The sequence below is a fragment of the Spirosoma sp. 48-14 genome, from assembly GCF_001898575.1.
Classification (GTDB): domain Bacteria; phylum Bacteroidota; class Bacteroidia; order Cytophagales; family Spirosomataceae; genus Spirosoma.
In genome coordinates this window covers 26,732-40,165 of sequence record NZ_MKUD01000032.1, presented here as the reverse complement: position 1 = coordinate 40,165, position 13,434 = coordinate 26,732, and the positions used below count along the sequence as shown (strand labels likewise).

Genomic DNA, 13,434 nt, shown 5'->3' with positions numbered 1-13,434 from the left:
AACGGATGAAAATAGTCACTTTTGGAGAAGTTATGCTTCGGCTGAGTCCGCCGGGTGTTGAGCGGTTTGCCCAAACCGATTCCCTTGAGATGCATTTTGGTGGTACCGAAGCCAACGTAGCCGTATCATTGGCGCAGCTGGGCTTACAGGCGAACCATGTTACCCGATTCCCCGATCATGCGCTGGGTAGAGCCGCTGCCGGATACCTGCGTAAATACGATGTCAACACCCAATACATCCAATACGGAGATGGTCGATTAGGGCTATATTTTCTGGAAACAGGAGCCGGGAGCCGGGCCAGCCAGATTATTTATGATAGGGCCGACTCGGCCTTTGCCCGAATAAAAGCAGACGACATTGACTGGGAACCTATTCTGCAGGGGGCTAACTGGTTTCACTGGACGGGGATTACACCAGCTCTATCGCAAGGTGCTGCCGACTGCCTGCTCAAGGGAATTCAGACAGCAAATCGGCTGGGCGTACCTGTGTCGGCCGATATTGTGTACCGGAGCAATCTCTGGCAATACGGTCGCAGTCCTCAGGAGATTATGCCCGCCCTGACCGAAGGCTGCACATTAGTGCTCGGCAGCAAAGGGCTTTTCTCCGAATTATACGATGTAGTGGGTAGTACCTTTCAGGAAGCTGGCCGTGCCATGTTCAAGCGATTCCCTACTGTGCGGTACATTACCGATACCAAACGAAATTCGCTCAGTGCTTCGCATAATCAGTTTTCGGGAAAGCTTTTCGACGGACAAGCCGTCTATAAATCAAGGACCTACGACATTCGCCCCATCACCGACCGCATCGGCACAGGTGATGCCTACATAGCAGGCCTGATTTATGGTTTACTGACATTCAACGACCTGCAACGAGCCGTTGAGTTCGGGGCAGCAGCCTCCGCGCTGAAACATACCATTTCGGGCGATGTCAATCTGGCAACTGTAGCCGAAATAGAAACCCTGGCCAGTGGCGATAGCTCAGGCAAATTAAAACGCTGAGCCGAACAAGTTAAAGCGAAGTCGGTTGGCCTCTTAATCAACAAAACACAGCTAGCCGCACATTTACTAAAATGAAAGTACGGGTTATTGATGTAGTTCGTAATATTGCTGAATGATGACGACACCAGCTAGAAAAATCGATTTTTGATAACAGTAACGACTACTTAACTGATGACCGAAGAGCCGATTGCCGCCCCTCCAACCATGCCCAAACTAACGCGTTCAACGCATCCCGCTCCTGTTTATCCCGAAAAAATTCTCCAGTTCGGCACTGGCGTGCTACTCCGGGGCTTGCCAGATTATTTAGTCAATAAAGCAAATGCCAACGGCCGCTTTGGCGGCTCAATCGTCGTTGTCAAATCGACGGACAGCCAGACGGATGAATTTGCCGAACAGGATAATTTATATACAGTCGCTGTCCGTGGTGTACAACAAGGGCAGGACGTTTCGGAAACGACCATTGTTTCGGCCATCAGCCGGGTACTAGCCGCCCAAACCCAGTGGAAAGAGGTGCTGATGCTAGCCCGAAACCCTAAACTCCAGATCGTTATTTCCAATACGACCGAAGTTGGTCTGAACTATGTCGAGGAAAGCATTTTTCAACATCCTCCACAGTCGTTTCCGGCAAAACTGACAGCCTTTTTATATGAGCGATTCCGGAGTGTAGGTGGTTCCAAAGCCAAAGGGTTAATTGTCATTCCGACCGAACTGGTAACCGACAACGGGCTCAAACTCCGCGAAGCTGTCGAGAAACTGGCGCAGTTCAACGAATTGGGTAAGCTGTTCACCAAATGGCTCAAATTCCATGTTCGTTTCTGTAACTCACTGGTCGACCGAATTGTGACTCGTCCGACCGACGAAGCACAACAGGCTCTGCAACAGGAAGCCGGATACGAAGACGCCCTGCTCACCTTCACGGAACCATATCATCTGTGGGCCATCGAAGGCGACGACCGGGTCAAGGAAACACTTGGTTTTGCGGATGGGAATACCCCGCAAATCATTATTGACGAAGATATAAATTTCTACCGGGAGCGTAAACTGCGGGTATTGAACGGTACGCACACCCTCACCATGCCACTTGGGTATCTGCTCGGCCTGGAAACTGTTGCCGACGAGATGCGCCATCCGCTCATGAGCCAGTTCGTTGAGTCACTGATGCTGAACGAGATCGTCCCTACCGTGCCAGACTATGGTGTTTCGGGGATGGATAAAGAAGCCGTTCGTCAATTTGCTCACGACGTACTCGACCGCTTCCGCAATCCGCATCTGGACCATTTGCTGCTGAATATCTCGTTGCAGGAAACAGCGAAAATGCAGGCCCGTAACGTAGCCACCATTCAGCGCTACTTCGACCAGTTCAACGCCGTTCCGAAGATGACCACGTTAGGGTTTGCAGCCTACCTGCTTTTCATGAAAGCCATTCGCGAAGAAGGGGGCCAGTTTTTCGGTGAAATCGCGGTAAACGGCGGCATACTCACCTACCCGATCCGCGACGATAAAGCGGGCTATTTCTACGGCGACTGGAAAACCGTCAAACCTAAAGACAAATCGACCGTACAAGCGTTTGTAAAAAGTGTTCTTTCCGACCAAAAGCTCTGGCTGGCCGATCTAAGTACATTGCCGGGATTTGTTGAAGCAGTTGCCGACGATCTTAGTTCAATGCTTGCATCCGGCGTTGAAAAAACACTGGCGAAAGCGCTCGCTTAACATCCCGGGCTGTTCATCAACCCAAAATAACTCCTGCCAGATGCTCTCTGGCAGGAGTTATTTTTTTTACGGAGCGTTTCATTTCAGTAACACTTTCAGGTTTAGGTGGTTACAGGCAATAAACCCCTAACCATATGAAAACTCTTTCCGTGTGGGCCAGTCGGCATCCTATCCTGGCGATTGGACTTATTATTTTTGGTGAACTAGCCAATGGGTTCAATGCCATACTTTTAGGAGCGAGCCTATTTAATAAGCTACCTCCACTCTGGCTCTATATCAGCTCGTTATCGATTATCGGGCTGATTCTATCCGTCCACATACAGGCAACACATTCGGAAGCTAGCTATTCCTACTGGGCTGTACGCCGATGGGCTTTTATAGCTTTTACAGGAAGCTTACTGTTATTTAGTCTGTTAGGTGGCCTGTGGGCGCATCGCGTCCAGGCTTCAGATGCAACGAGCATTGTGCTGGGCAGTCGACGAATAGCGGTTGTTAACGATAGCCTCGCCCGGCCCGATACCATCCAGCAACCTGCTCATTCAACGACAAAAGCCAGGTTAACCCGTGCAGACAACACGGCTCCTCCACGCATCGTGTACATACTGCTGGGCATAGCCGGAATTGCCGTAGCCTATGTACTGGCAGGTTTGGCCTGTAATGTTCTCTGTGCCGGTTATGGTTTTGGAGCCTTGTTGACCTTTTACCTCGGCCTCGGCGGACTGGCGGGTTCTTTTTACTACTTCAGTAAAGCCTTTCAACGTTCACCCAAACGACGACGGGATATGACGGCCGATGAACGGAAGCGTGACAGTCGGCGCTTCTGGCTTTCCTGGCTGGCGCTGATTGTTGTTGCGACGGTAACTTTACTCATCTCCGCCGACAATTAACTGGTTACTGAGTCAAGCTAATTTCTTTCATAAATAATGCACTATTGACACATGAAAAAGCGGGTTTTGTGACCCGCTTTTTTTAGTTTATTGCTTGACCACTTTCCAGTTGGCCGCTCGGCCATCCTGCGTTTCAATGTGCAGAACATAGGATCCCGAAGGCAGGCCCCGCATATCCCACTGTTCCCTGAATGATCGCCCTGTAAGGTTTTTTTGACGAATGTCGCGCCCTTGTTCATCGCGTAATTGAAGTCGGGCCAATGGCGCAGTACCCGCCTTTAATTCAATCGTTATCTGGTCAGTTACTGGATTTGGGTATACGCTAATTCCTTCCAACAGAAGCGGCTCATTGGCCAATGCCAGCGCGCTGATCACTATGGAGTTTTTGATAGTACCCGTAGCACAGTTGGCATCGCTCAACCCAGTGATCGATAAGCTGTAGTTCGTTGGCTGATTGGCTTTAAGGCTCACTACATAAGGCGAATTATCGGCGCGTATAATCTGATTGTCCCAACGTGTAAACTGCCAGGGTGTTGATCCGGTTAATGTAATAGAAACACGTGCACTGTCGCCGAGTGGGAACGTAAGCTTATTACTACTGAGCTCAGCAGTAGGTAATGCCGACACAGTGATCTGAAGTGAGTCGCGTGTGCGCACAACGGGTTGGGAGGCTTCCAGAAAGAACACATACTGACCAGGGGTAAATGTATTCGATATGGGCATCGACACCGTACCTCCCCGAACCGTAGCAGGTAAGGTCGTGGTTTTACCAGCCGATTTCACCACAAACCAGTATTGATTTGGGTTGACTACCTTTCCTTGTACGCCATATCCGACCGTCAGTGAATCGCCGGGGCAATAAACCGTTTTGCCAGTTTGCATTAAGGAAAGTTTGGGTAAGACGGTCACTGACAGTGTCGTATCGGCTCCGGCACAACTTCCAGTATAGCACCGCGCCCGATAAGTGGTGTTGACTTCGGGTTTTACGAGCAGTTGATTATTTCCCCGAACCAGACGGTTCGTGACCGTTTCGGTTTCGCTGGCCCATGACCAGATCACGTCGGAGCAGCCAGCCGCCTGAAGTGTAGCACTCTCGCCAATTTCAATGGTCTGCTTAGAGACTGTCAGGGTTGGTGTAGCCACATTTGCGCAGGCGCTGTACCGTATTACCTGATAGGCACTGCCGCTAAACCACAGATTACCATTGATATCAGCGCTCATGGTACCTATGTCATTTAGCGGCATAGTCGTTATTTTCTTCCAGCTAAGTCCATCATATTTAAAGATTCTACGAGGAGACGCGTTATCGATTACATATAAATTTCCCAATGGATCGCTGGCCATATTATTGACATACGAGATAGGCATTGTGCTATTTTGGCTGAATGTCGTCCATGTTTGCCCATCATATCGGGCCAGTGGTGGAAATGAGAAGGTCAAATCTGACTGCGACACCCACAGATTACCTAATCCATCGATAACTATGCGATTGAGGTACTTTCTCAGTTGTGGTGTATTATCAGCATTAAATACCTGAGTGGTGCGGGTTAGGGTGTTCAATCGTACCAACTCATATGGCGCAGTAGCGCTGCTACCGTTATATTGTAGTATCCAAACTATGCCCGCCCTGGCCACCGTCTGATTTATACCCCGATTTTCGGGAGCGGTATAGAACTTCGCCAGTGTATCGGCTTTCTGCTCGTAAATAGCATTGTAGCTATGAAATAACTTAGGTGAAAGGCTAATCGATGAATAATTAGCGTTCGTGTTATATACCACTGCTTCAGTCAGGTCGACGGTTTGTTCGGCAATTTTCCCTAACTGATAGTACGGCACCGCAAAGGAGTTCTTAAAAACGTTAACTGATTTTCGATTTACCAGCCAAACATTGCCCTGATCTTCAGTCGTCAAGATGGCCCCCACATTACCGATTTTGCCATTGGTGTTTTTAGGTGTATAGGAGCGTACTGTTAAGCTATCCAGGCTAATTCGAGTAATACCATTGACTGTACTGATCCAGGCGGCCGTTGGCGACAGTACCAGCGACCTCATATTATTGCCCACTGGCCAGTCTGGATTATGTATGTTGTTTATAAACGACCAGCCATCCGGCATTTTGGCGCTACCTGTTTTGAACGGTATAACCGTCCTTGTAAGAAGCCCTGTTGGGTAATCCAGTATTTGCGTATTCCATTCTTCTACCTTAATATAATACTGCGTGTTGGGCTGTAAATTTTCGGCCATTCCAAGCGCATAATAATAGCTCATGGTATGGGTAGTCGTTCGGACTGATATCGGTTTGGCAAATGTCGTATCAGTTGCCAGCGTCATCTGAATCTCCGTGCGGTCGTGGGATTTGGTAAAAACATAGGGGAAGGTTAGGGGTGCAGATTCGTTTGTATTAAAAGGCAGATTGATATAATAAGATGCTGGGTTTACCACAAACCGACCTGTTGCCGACCAGGGGCCTTTTGTATTACCCACAATCGCTCTGGTTCTCCATAAAACTGTTCCTATACGGTTCAAACTGACCGTAAAGGAGGCCGTTGATGTTGAAATAGCCGATGAGTATTTAAAGAGCGGGTCCGTTGACTGTGTAAACTGCATCTCGTAACCCGTAGCACCTTCCACAGGTTGTACCGCCATCTGGCAAATACCGTTATTGTAAGGGATTAACCGCTGATCCTGCGTTGGTACCAGCAGAATAGGGGCAGCAACTCCAACCACTACACGCTGCAATTGACAACTAGTTGACCAGGCTGAAGTACCTAATCTGTTTACAGATCGAACCCGAACATAGTATGTTTGCCCCACTGCCAGTTTGCTCATGGCATAACCATTCACCTGAGTGGTGTCGCTGATGATTTTTTGCGCGAAATCAGCATCACTGGCTACTTCCACATCGTACCGTTCGGCCATCGCCTGGCCATTCCAGTACATAAACGGTATACCCGACAACGCCAATTGGGCGGGCAACACGGGTGCCTGGTTAGCGGCCGACAGTTTAGGCAGGCTCTTCACTGCGTAATCAGTCATTAACGCCTGACAAAGGGGGTGAAACGTTATGTTGAGTGCATTATTTACCACCTGACAATAGCTCATGATGGTACCCTGGATCGTTTGCAGAGCCCCCTTATAACAATCACCTTCAGCAGTTGAGCAATAATCGATAGGGCCACCGGGCCACGAACAGTTGTGCGTATGGGGTGAACCAAAACAATGGCCCAATTCATGAGAAAGTGTCGAAAGATCAGTTCCATTAGCCGATATAGCCTGATTACCACCACCCAAACCACCTGCTCCCGTTACGGATTTGGTTGGGAAATACACCCGCTTATCGTAGGGAATCTGATTGAACTGAGTCGCCCATTTATTCGAAAAAATTGTAGATAGCCTGAACATATCCAGTTCACCCCGATAGGGGTCAGGCTCGGTATCTTTCCAGATGTGGAAATAGACAACGACCAACTGGGTATTGATTTCACGCTCGAAAATCTTCGATGCCTGCTCAATCCGTTCCAGAAAATAGCTGCGTATCCGGTTGGTATCTTTCTCAAATTCCAGATACGTGTCAGAATCAATTTCTACGGCAATTCGGCATATATTCCGTTCACCAGCCGCTTTACGCGCGTTTTGTGCTGCCATCAGGCGAGGCAATTGCCCCATCAGCCGAATGGTACTATCAGGGAGATTTCGGTCGTCAACTCCGCAAGTGAGAGGTGTTTGTGCAGTAGCAAATGTAGTTAAGCAAATTAGCAGACCCGTAAAGACAATAATGTATATATTTTTCATTAAAGCACAATAAGTAAACTACTCTGTGCTTTGACGATAATTAAACAAAAACGTCATTATTACTTACTAAAAGAGTTAGTCTGAGACAAAAAAAATACGGCACCAGGTATTAGTTGGTACCGTATCTTACACGAGAAACAAATAGCTTACAGAAATGCCCGAATTTTCTCAGCTGTAGCGGCCAGCTCTTCCTGAGTCGGCTTCAGTTTATTGTGAAAATTCATGTCGGCCATCGAGTTGAGCGGAATCAAATGGACGTGAGCGTGTGGCACTTCCAGACCAACCACAGCTACACCAATGCGCTTACACGGAATCGCTTTCTCGATAGCTGGGGCAATTTTTTTGGCAAAAGCCATCAGTCCCATATACAACGCATCGTCCAGGTCGAACAGATAATCCACTTCTTTTTTCGGAATCACGAGCGTATGCCCCATAGCCGTAGGCATCACATCCAGAAAAGCCAGATACTCGTCGGTTTCAGCAATTTTATGCGCCGGAATTTCACCAGCCACAATTCGGGAGAAGATAGAAGCCATAGTTTCTTCTAGTCATTAGTAGTTAGGAGCGAGGAGTGAGAATGGCTGACGCATTTATTACTCTGGCGTCAGCCATTCTCACTCCTCGCTCCTAACTACTAGCTACTTTTTATCGTCCAATCTCAATTACTTCAAACTCCATAATACCGGCAGGCACCTTGATTTCGGCAACATCCCCGACCCGCTTGCCCAGCAGTCCTTTTCCAATCGGAGAACTCACCGAGATACGTCCCGCTTTCAAATCGGCTTCTTCTTCCGATACCAGCGTGTAGGTTACCACAGCGCCGTTTTTCTTGTTCTTTATTTTCACCTTCGACAGTACCGAAACCAGCGATGTATCGATGGTCGACTCGTCCAGAACACGCGCATTGGAAAGCACTTCTTCCAGCTTCGATATTTTCAGTTCGTGAAGACCCTGCGCGTCCTTAGCGGCATCATACTCAGCGTTTTCGCTAAGATCGCCTTTATCACGGGCTTCGGCAATCTGACGGGCAATAGCAGCCCGGCCTTTGGTTTTCAACTCATTTAATTCCGCCTTGAGCCGGTTGAGTCCTTCCTCGGTGTAGTATGAAATTTTTCCCATAATCCATTAATACTTACTCGTTATTCACATTGGTTTAGCCTGCTCCTTAAAACAAAAAGAACGGTACACCGACCGTTCTGCAACCAAATTGGTTTTCTTTGCAGACGCGTCAGAGTCGCCGTCGGATACCCGAAGCAAGCGATTCAGGAATATAAAAAATGGTTCGTCGCATAGGCTGTGCCAGTAAGCGGCTAATCATGTTCTACTGTCATGCGGTTGGAGCAGCGCATTGATGAGACAAAAATAGAAAGAGTTCTGCGCTATATCAACATATACTGTAGGCAATGAATAATGGATAATGTAAAATGACAATCCACAGACTGATTATCAACTAAAACCCATTATTCATTGTACATTATACATTGTTCATTTATCTAAATCGATTCATGCCAACACCCCTTCGCATTATATTCATGGGTACACCCGATTTTGCCGTTGCCAGCTTACAACGACTGCTCGGAGCGGGTTACCAGATTGTTGCCGTTGTGACGGCTCCCGACCGCCCATCGGGTCGGGGTTTGCAACTGGCCTCCTCTCCAGTTAAGAAAGCCGCTGAAGCTGCCAATTTACCGGTTCTACAACCCGAAAAACTCCGCGACCCCGCCTTTCTCGAACAACTCGCCAGCTACCAGGCCGATTTGCAGGTGGTAGTCGCCTTTCGGATGCTTCCCGAAGTGGTTTGGGCAATGCCTACCATAGGAACGTTCAACCTGCACGGATCATTGTTGCCGCAATACCGGGGAGCGGCCCCCATCAACTGGGCCGTTATCAATGGAGAAACTGAAACGGGGGTTACGACTTTCTTCATCGAAAAGGAAATCGATACCGGGCAAATGATTTTTCAGGACCACGAACCCATCTACCCCAGCGATACGGCCGGAACCTTGCATGACCGACTGATGGAACGAGGGGCTAATCTGGTCGTAAAAACGGTGAAAGCCATTGAAGCCGGAGACTACCCACGTATTTCTCAACCCGCAACCGACGACCTGAAACCGGCTCCTAAACTCAGTCGAGAAACCACCGAAATCAACTGGAATCAATCGGTTCACTCGATTCGAAATTTCGTACGGGGTTTATCACCCTATCCAGCAGCGTGGACGCTGATCAACGGTAAAGTGTTTAAACTCTATGAGGTTTCGGTAGCCAATGAATCCCCCTTTGCCGCTGACCCTGGACAGGCGTATTCCGACAACAAAAAAACGATTCTGGTACGAGCAGCCGATGGCTGGCTACAAATTGACTCGCTCCAGGCCGAAGGCAAACGACGCATGACCGCCGAGGAGTTTTTGCGCGGTAATAAGTTGTGAGCGGGATTAGAGCGTTAGCTACCAGCGCCTAATCAACCTTTACCATTGGCCTGTCAAGCAAGGCGTTATCATTAATTGACAGGCAATCAGTTGCCCTTCTCCCAAGCGTTAGGAACCCTCAAAAAACGGCTTAAATCGCCCAAAAACTAGCTTATCAAAGGGGGAAGGGCAGTGGTAGCCATCCGGCCAAACCAGACTCCTCTTTCTTGAGTACAGGCAGTACTTTACACCAAGATGGCACGGTGGAGCAATATATGTGCCGTAATAAAAAAACACAAAGCCCAACTAAGTAACACCATACAAACTGCCATGGTTTTGTTACGGCTTTACAACACTGACCTACCTTACACTGCTCCTATAACGTACCTGAGTTATAGTGTAAACCATACATAGGCGAGTAAACTTATTTTCCTGGCGTTTAGCACAAAGGATGCCAATCTTTTCCGTCGGTCCTGACCAGCTGCTGTGATTGCCCAGTCAACGACTAGATACAATCGTAGGCGGTAAAACTTATAGCAAAGAGCAAACTTACGTATTTAAGATTCTCAATCGTCGGCTAGTGTGCTGGGCATCCGTTTGTATTTCATTCGTAAAGGTGCGCGTGCACGTATCCCGCCCACCAGCCAACCAATTCACTACCAGCTACTTGATTCTTACCTTTTGGTTAATTAGCAACAGTCTCAAGTTATCTGTAGCCGTAAAATCTCCACGTACATAAAGAAGTAACTCCTGATCGATAAACCGACTGGCATAAAACTATCCAGACAGAGTAGTCACGCTTTTTTCGTAAAATCACTCAGATGAAAGACGTTGGCATATGATTTGCAGTGCGCTTTTTATGAAACTAGTTTAACGAATTAGGAAACTAATTGGTAGATCAATAATCCAACAAATAAACAATTTAGTAAACATATCAATCTTTTTTGATTTGTATTGAACTTAAAGCTACCTAAAATACACCTCTTCTTTTTTGCGTGAACAACCAACCACCATTTTGGCATATGTCAGATACTTGTACTCCACGAATAAGTAAATTTACCCACTACAATCAACCACCCCTTTCACCATATAAGACGTCACGACAGACCGGAGCCAAAGTCTGGTTTTGGATCGTGTCGATGGCCCTACTGGTTGTTAGTAATAGCCTAAGTGCTCAGGTGTCGGGTACAGTTTTCCGGGATTTCATAGGTAATGGCGTAAAAGATACTGGTGAGCCAGGGGTAGGCGGTATAACTGTAACCGCTTATTACAACAATACAAGCACCAGTGTGGTCAGCACCACTGCCGGATCGTACAGTTTTGCAGCCGCTACTATTCCATCAGGAACACCCGTTCGACTCGAATTCAGCGGCTTCCCAACCGGAAATTATAGTGGTCCTTTTTCGCCAGCAACAGCAGGTAATGGTACCTCTGTTCAATTTGTTACAGCTGGTAACACGGCCACCAACATAAATTTTGCAGTCAACCTACCGAATGACTACTGCCAGGATAACCCTAAACTGGTGACGGCCTGCTATGTGAATGGTGATGCCAACACCACTACTCCCGTCGATGCGCTGGTCAGCTGGAATTATAACGATTCGGGTACCACTACCACCAATGAAAAAACGCTGTCGACCAAAGCACAGATTGGGTCAGGATGGGGAATCGCCTACAGTCGGACCCGTAAGCTGGTGTATACAGCAGCTTTTCTGAAGCGGCACGTGGCCGTTGGGCCGGGGGGACTTGGGGCGATCTATGTATCGAATCCGAATTCGACGACGACGGGTGCTTCGGTATTTATTACCATTCCAAACGCGGGTACCATTGCCAGTAATAGTACGCGGGGGCTAGGAGCACCATCGGCCATTAATGCCGATCCAACTGCGTTTCCGCTGGTTGGTGCCATTGGGCTAGGCGACCTGGATATCTCCGATGATGAACAGTACCTGTACGTTACCAACCTGAACGATAAGAAGGTATATGTAGTTGACATCAGTTCGCAAACCGTGGTAACCAGCGTTAGCGTACCTGATCCTGGCTGTTCGGGTGGCACGTATCATCCATTTGCATTAGCCTATCGGGCAGGAAAAGTTTATGTAGGGGTTACCTGCGACGCATCGACTTCGAACAGCCGGGCCGATCTGATGGCTTATGTATATGTGATGGATGCGGCTACTAATGCCTTTTCAACCACGCCAGTACTGCAAACCAACCTGAACTACCGACGAACATCTGCCTGGAATGAATCCTACTACGCCAATAACGGGCAAACCGATATGGTTGAGCATTCGCGTTACTGGTATCCTTGGGTAAACACCTACACCTCATCAGCCTTTAGTGCCGTGCATGTTGTAGGCAACACTACGCAAGATCGGATTTCGCACCCAACACCTCTGTTTTCAGATATTGAGTTCGATCTCGATGGTAGCATGATTTTAGGTTTTATTGACCGGACTTCGCACCAGATTGGTAGCTCAAACTACCAACCAACGGGCAATTCTTCCAATAACCTGCAGGAAACAAATATCTCGGGGGGCGATATCCTGCGAGCAGCGCCATCGGGAAATACCTGGACCATTGAGTCCCTGAATTATACCACTACAGGTACCCCGTTGGAATTTTATAGTGGCGAATTATACGCATCTTCCCATTACGAAACAGCGCAGGGAGGGCTAGCGCTGGTGAAAGGGAAAGGCGAAGTCGTAACCATTGCTATGGACCCACTAGCTGTTAACACTGGGGGAACTATCAAGCTCAGTAATACCACTGGCCTGCAAACAAGCAATTTTCAGGTGTTTAATGGCGATGTACCGTTTTTTGCTAAAGCAACTGGCTTAGGCGATATTCAAGCCCTTTGTAACATAGCCCCCATTGAAATTGGCAACCGGGTCTGGAATGATGCCAACCGCAACGGCATTCAGGATCCGAACGAAGCGGGTATTTCGGGCGTAACCGTCACACTTTACAAAAGCAATACGCTGATTGCAACGGCCACTACCAATACCGATGGCGAGTATTATTTCTCATCGGATTTGACAGGTACCAACTCAGCCGCAGCTATTTATAGCTTAACGGCCCTCACACCGGGATCTACCGTTCAGTTGCGAATCGCTCAGACTCAGTCAGCCCTTACGGGCTTCTCCCTCTCGCCCTCAGATGTAGGAACGAATAATACCATAGACAGCGATTTTACACCTAGTGCCGTAGGGTCTACGACGGCCGTTACCGATGTTACGCTGGGCGTGAATGGTCAAAACGTCCATACGTTTGATGCGGGTGTATATACATGCCCAACAATTACTTTTACATCGCCAGCGGCCAACACTCAGTACTGCGGTAATGGTACAGCGACATTCACCGTATCGACTAATGCCGTTGCTGCCGACGGTATAAAACTGGTTGCCTTCACAACCGAAACGGACCCCTACTCTACCACCGCTGGGGCTGTCTTCTCAACGTCGGTCGTGTCCAGCACCGCAACGGGCACCAAAACACTGACATTCAGCAACGTACCATTACCCGACAACCTCACAGGAGCCAACATGGGGCTGTTCGTCTATGCTATACTGGTATCAGCCGATGGCACCTGTCGTCCTGTTGACGACCTGATTATTACGCTAAAACCCCGGCCCAATA

At 48.3% G+C, this 13,434-nt stretch carries 8 protein-coding genes; 5 read left to right on the top strand and 3 right to left on the bottom strand.

The window, feature by feature from the left end:
* The first annotated feature begins 5 nt into the window (after window positions 1-5).
* From BGO59_RS17830 to BGO59_RS17820, 3 genes are all read left to right on the top strand, one after another.
* Window positions 6-998, top strand: a complete 993-nt coding sequence (locus BGO59_RS17830; protein WP_293685214.1) for a sugar kinase — start codon at window positions 6-8, stop codon at window positions 996-998.
* A gap of 171 nt (window positions 999-1,169) precedes the next feature.
* Complete coding sequence (locus BGO59_RS17825; RefSeq protein WP_293685212.1) at window positions 1,170-2,708, top strand: tagaturonate reductase; 1,539 nt, start codon at window positions 1,170-1,172, stop codon at window positions 2,706-2,708.
* 134 nt (window positions 2,709-2,842) lie between these two features.
* Window positions 2,843-3,595 carry a hypothetical protein gene (locus BGO59_RS17820; protein WP_293685210.1) on the top strand — a complete coding sequence of 251 codons (753 nt, stop codon included), beginning with the start codon at window positions 2,843-2,845 and terminating at the stop codon, window positions 3,593-3,595.
* Window positions 3,596-3,682: 87 nt separating this feature from the next.
* Here the strand turns inward: BGO59_RS17820 and BGO59_RS17815 are convergent, their stop codons facing one another.
* The 3 genes from BGO59_RS17815 to greA form a co-directional block, all read right to left on the bottom strand.
* A complete protein-coding gene (locus tag BGO59_RS17815; RefSeq protein ID WP_293685208.1) occupies window positions 3,683-7,387 on the bottom strand; it encodes a M12 family metallo-peptidase in 3,705 nt (1,234 codons plus the stop codon).
* Between the two features lie 146 nt (window positions 7,388-7,533).
* The gene (locus tag BGO59_RS17810) at window positions 7,534-7,923 is read right to left on the bottom strand and encodes an HIT family protein (RefSeq protein ID WP_293685206.1); all 390 of its coding nucleotides are present in this window, start codon (window positions 7,921-7,923) and stop codon (window positions 7,534-7,536) included.
* 109 nt (window positions 7,924-8,032) lie between these two features.
* Window positions 8,033-8,506: a transcription elongation factor GreA gene (gene greA, locus BGO59_RS17805; protein ID WP_020598809.1), complete on the bottom strand. Its 474-nt coding sequence runs from the start codon at window positions 8,504-8,506 to the stop codon at window positions 8,033-8,035.
* Window positions 8,507-8,892: 386 nt separating this feature from the next.
* Between greA and fmt the strand changes: the two genes are divergently transcribed.
* Both fmt and BGO59_RS17795 read left to right on the top strand, forming a co-directional pair.
* Window positions 8,893-9,816 carry a methionyl-tRNA formyltransferase gene (fmt, locus tag BGO59_RS17800; protein WP_293685203.1) on the top strand — a complete coding sequence of 308 codons (924 nt, stop codon included), beginning with the start codon at window positions 8,893-8,895 and terminating at the stop codon, window positions 9,814-9,816.
* Window positions 9,817-10,817: 1,001 nt separating this feature from the next.
* A partial coding sequence (locus tag BGO59_RS17795) for an SdrD B-like domain-containing protein (RefSeq protein WP_293685201.1) occupies window positions 10,818-13,434 on the top strand: 2,617 nt, incomplete at its 3' end.

Bases quoted from the DNA above. Each gene is read 5' to 3' on its own strand.
- fmt (WP_293685203.1), top strand. From the start codon at position 8,893: ATGCCAACACCCCTTCGCATTATATTCATGGGTACACCCGATTTTGCC.
- BGO59_RS17820 (WP_293685210.1), top strand. From the start codon at position 2,843: ATGAAAACTCTTTCCGTGTGGGCCAGTCGGCATCCTATCCTGGCGATT.
- greA (WP_020598809.1), bottom strand. From the start codon at position 8,506: ATGGGAAAAATTTCATACTACACCGAGGAAGGACTCAACCGGCTCAAG.
- BGO59_RS17830 (WP_293685214.1), top strand. From the start codon at position 6: ATGAAAATAGTCACTTTTGGAGAAGTTATGCTTCGGCTGAGTCCGCCG.
- BGO59_RS17825 (WP_293685212.1), top strand. From the start codon at position 1,170: ATGACCGAAGAGCCGATTGCCGCCCCTCCAACCATGCCCAAACTAACG.
- BGO59_RS17815 (WP_293685208.1), bottom strand. From the start codon at position 7,387: ATGAAAAATATATACATTATTGTCTTTACGGGTCTGCTAATTTGCTTA.
- BGO59_RS17810 (WP_293685206.1), bottom strand. From the start codon at position 7,923: ATGGCTTCTATCTTCTCCCGAATTGTGGCTGGTGAAATTCCGGCGCAT.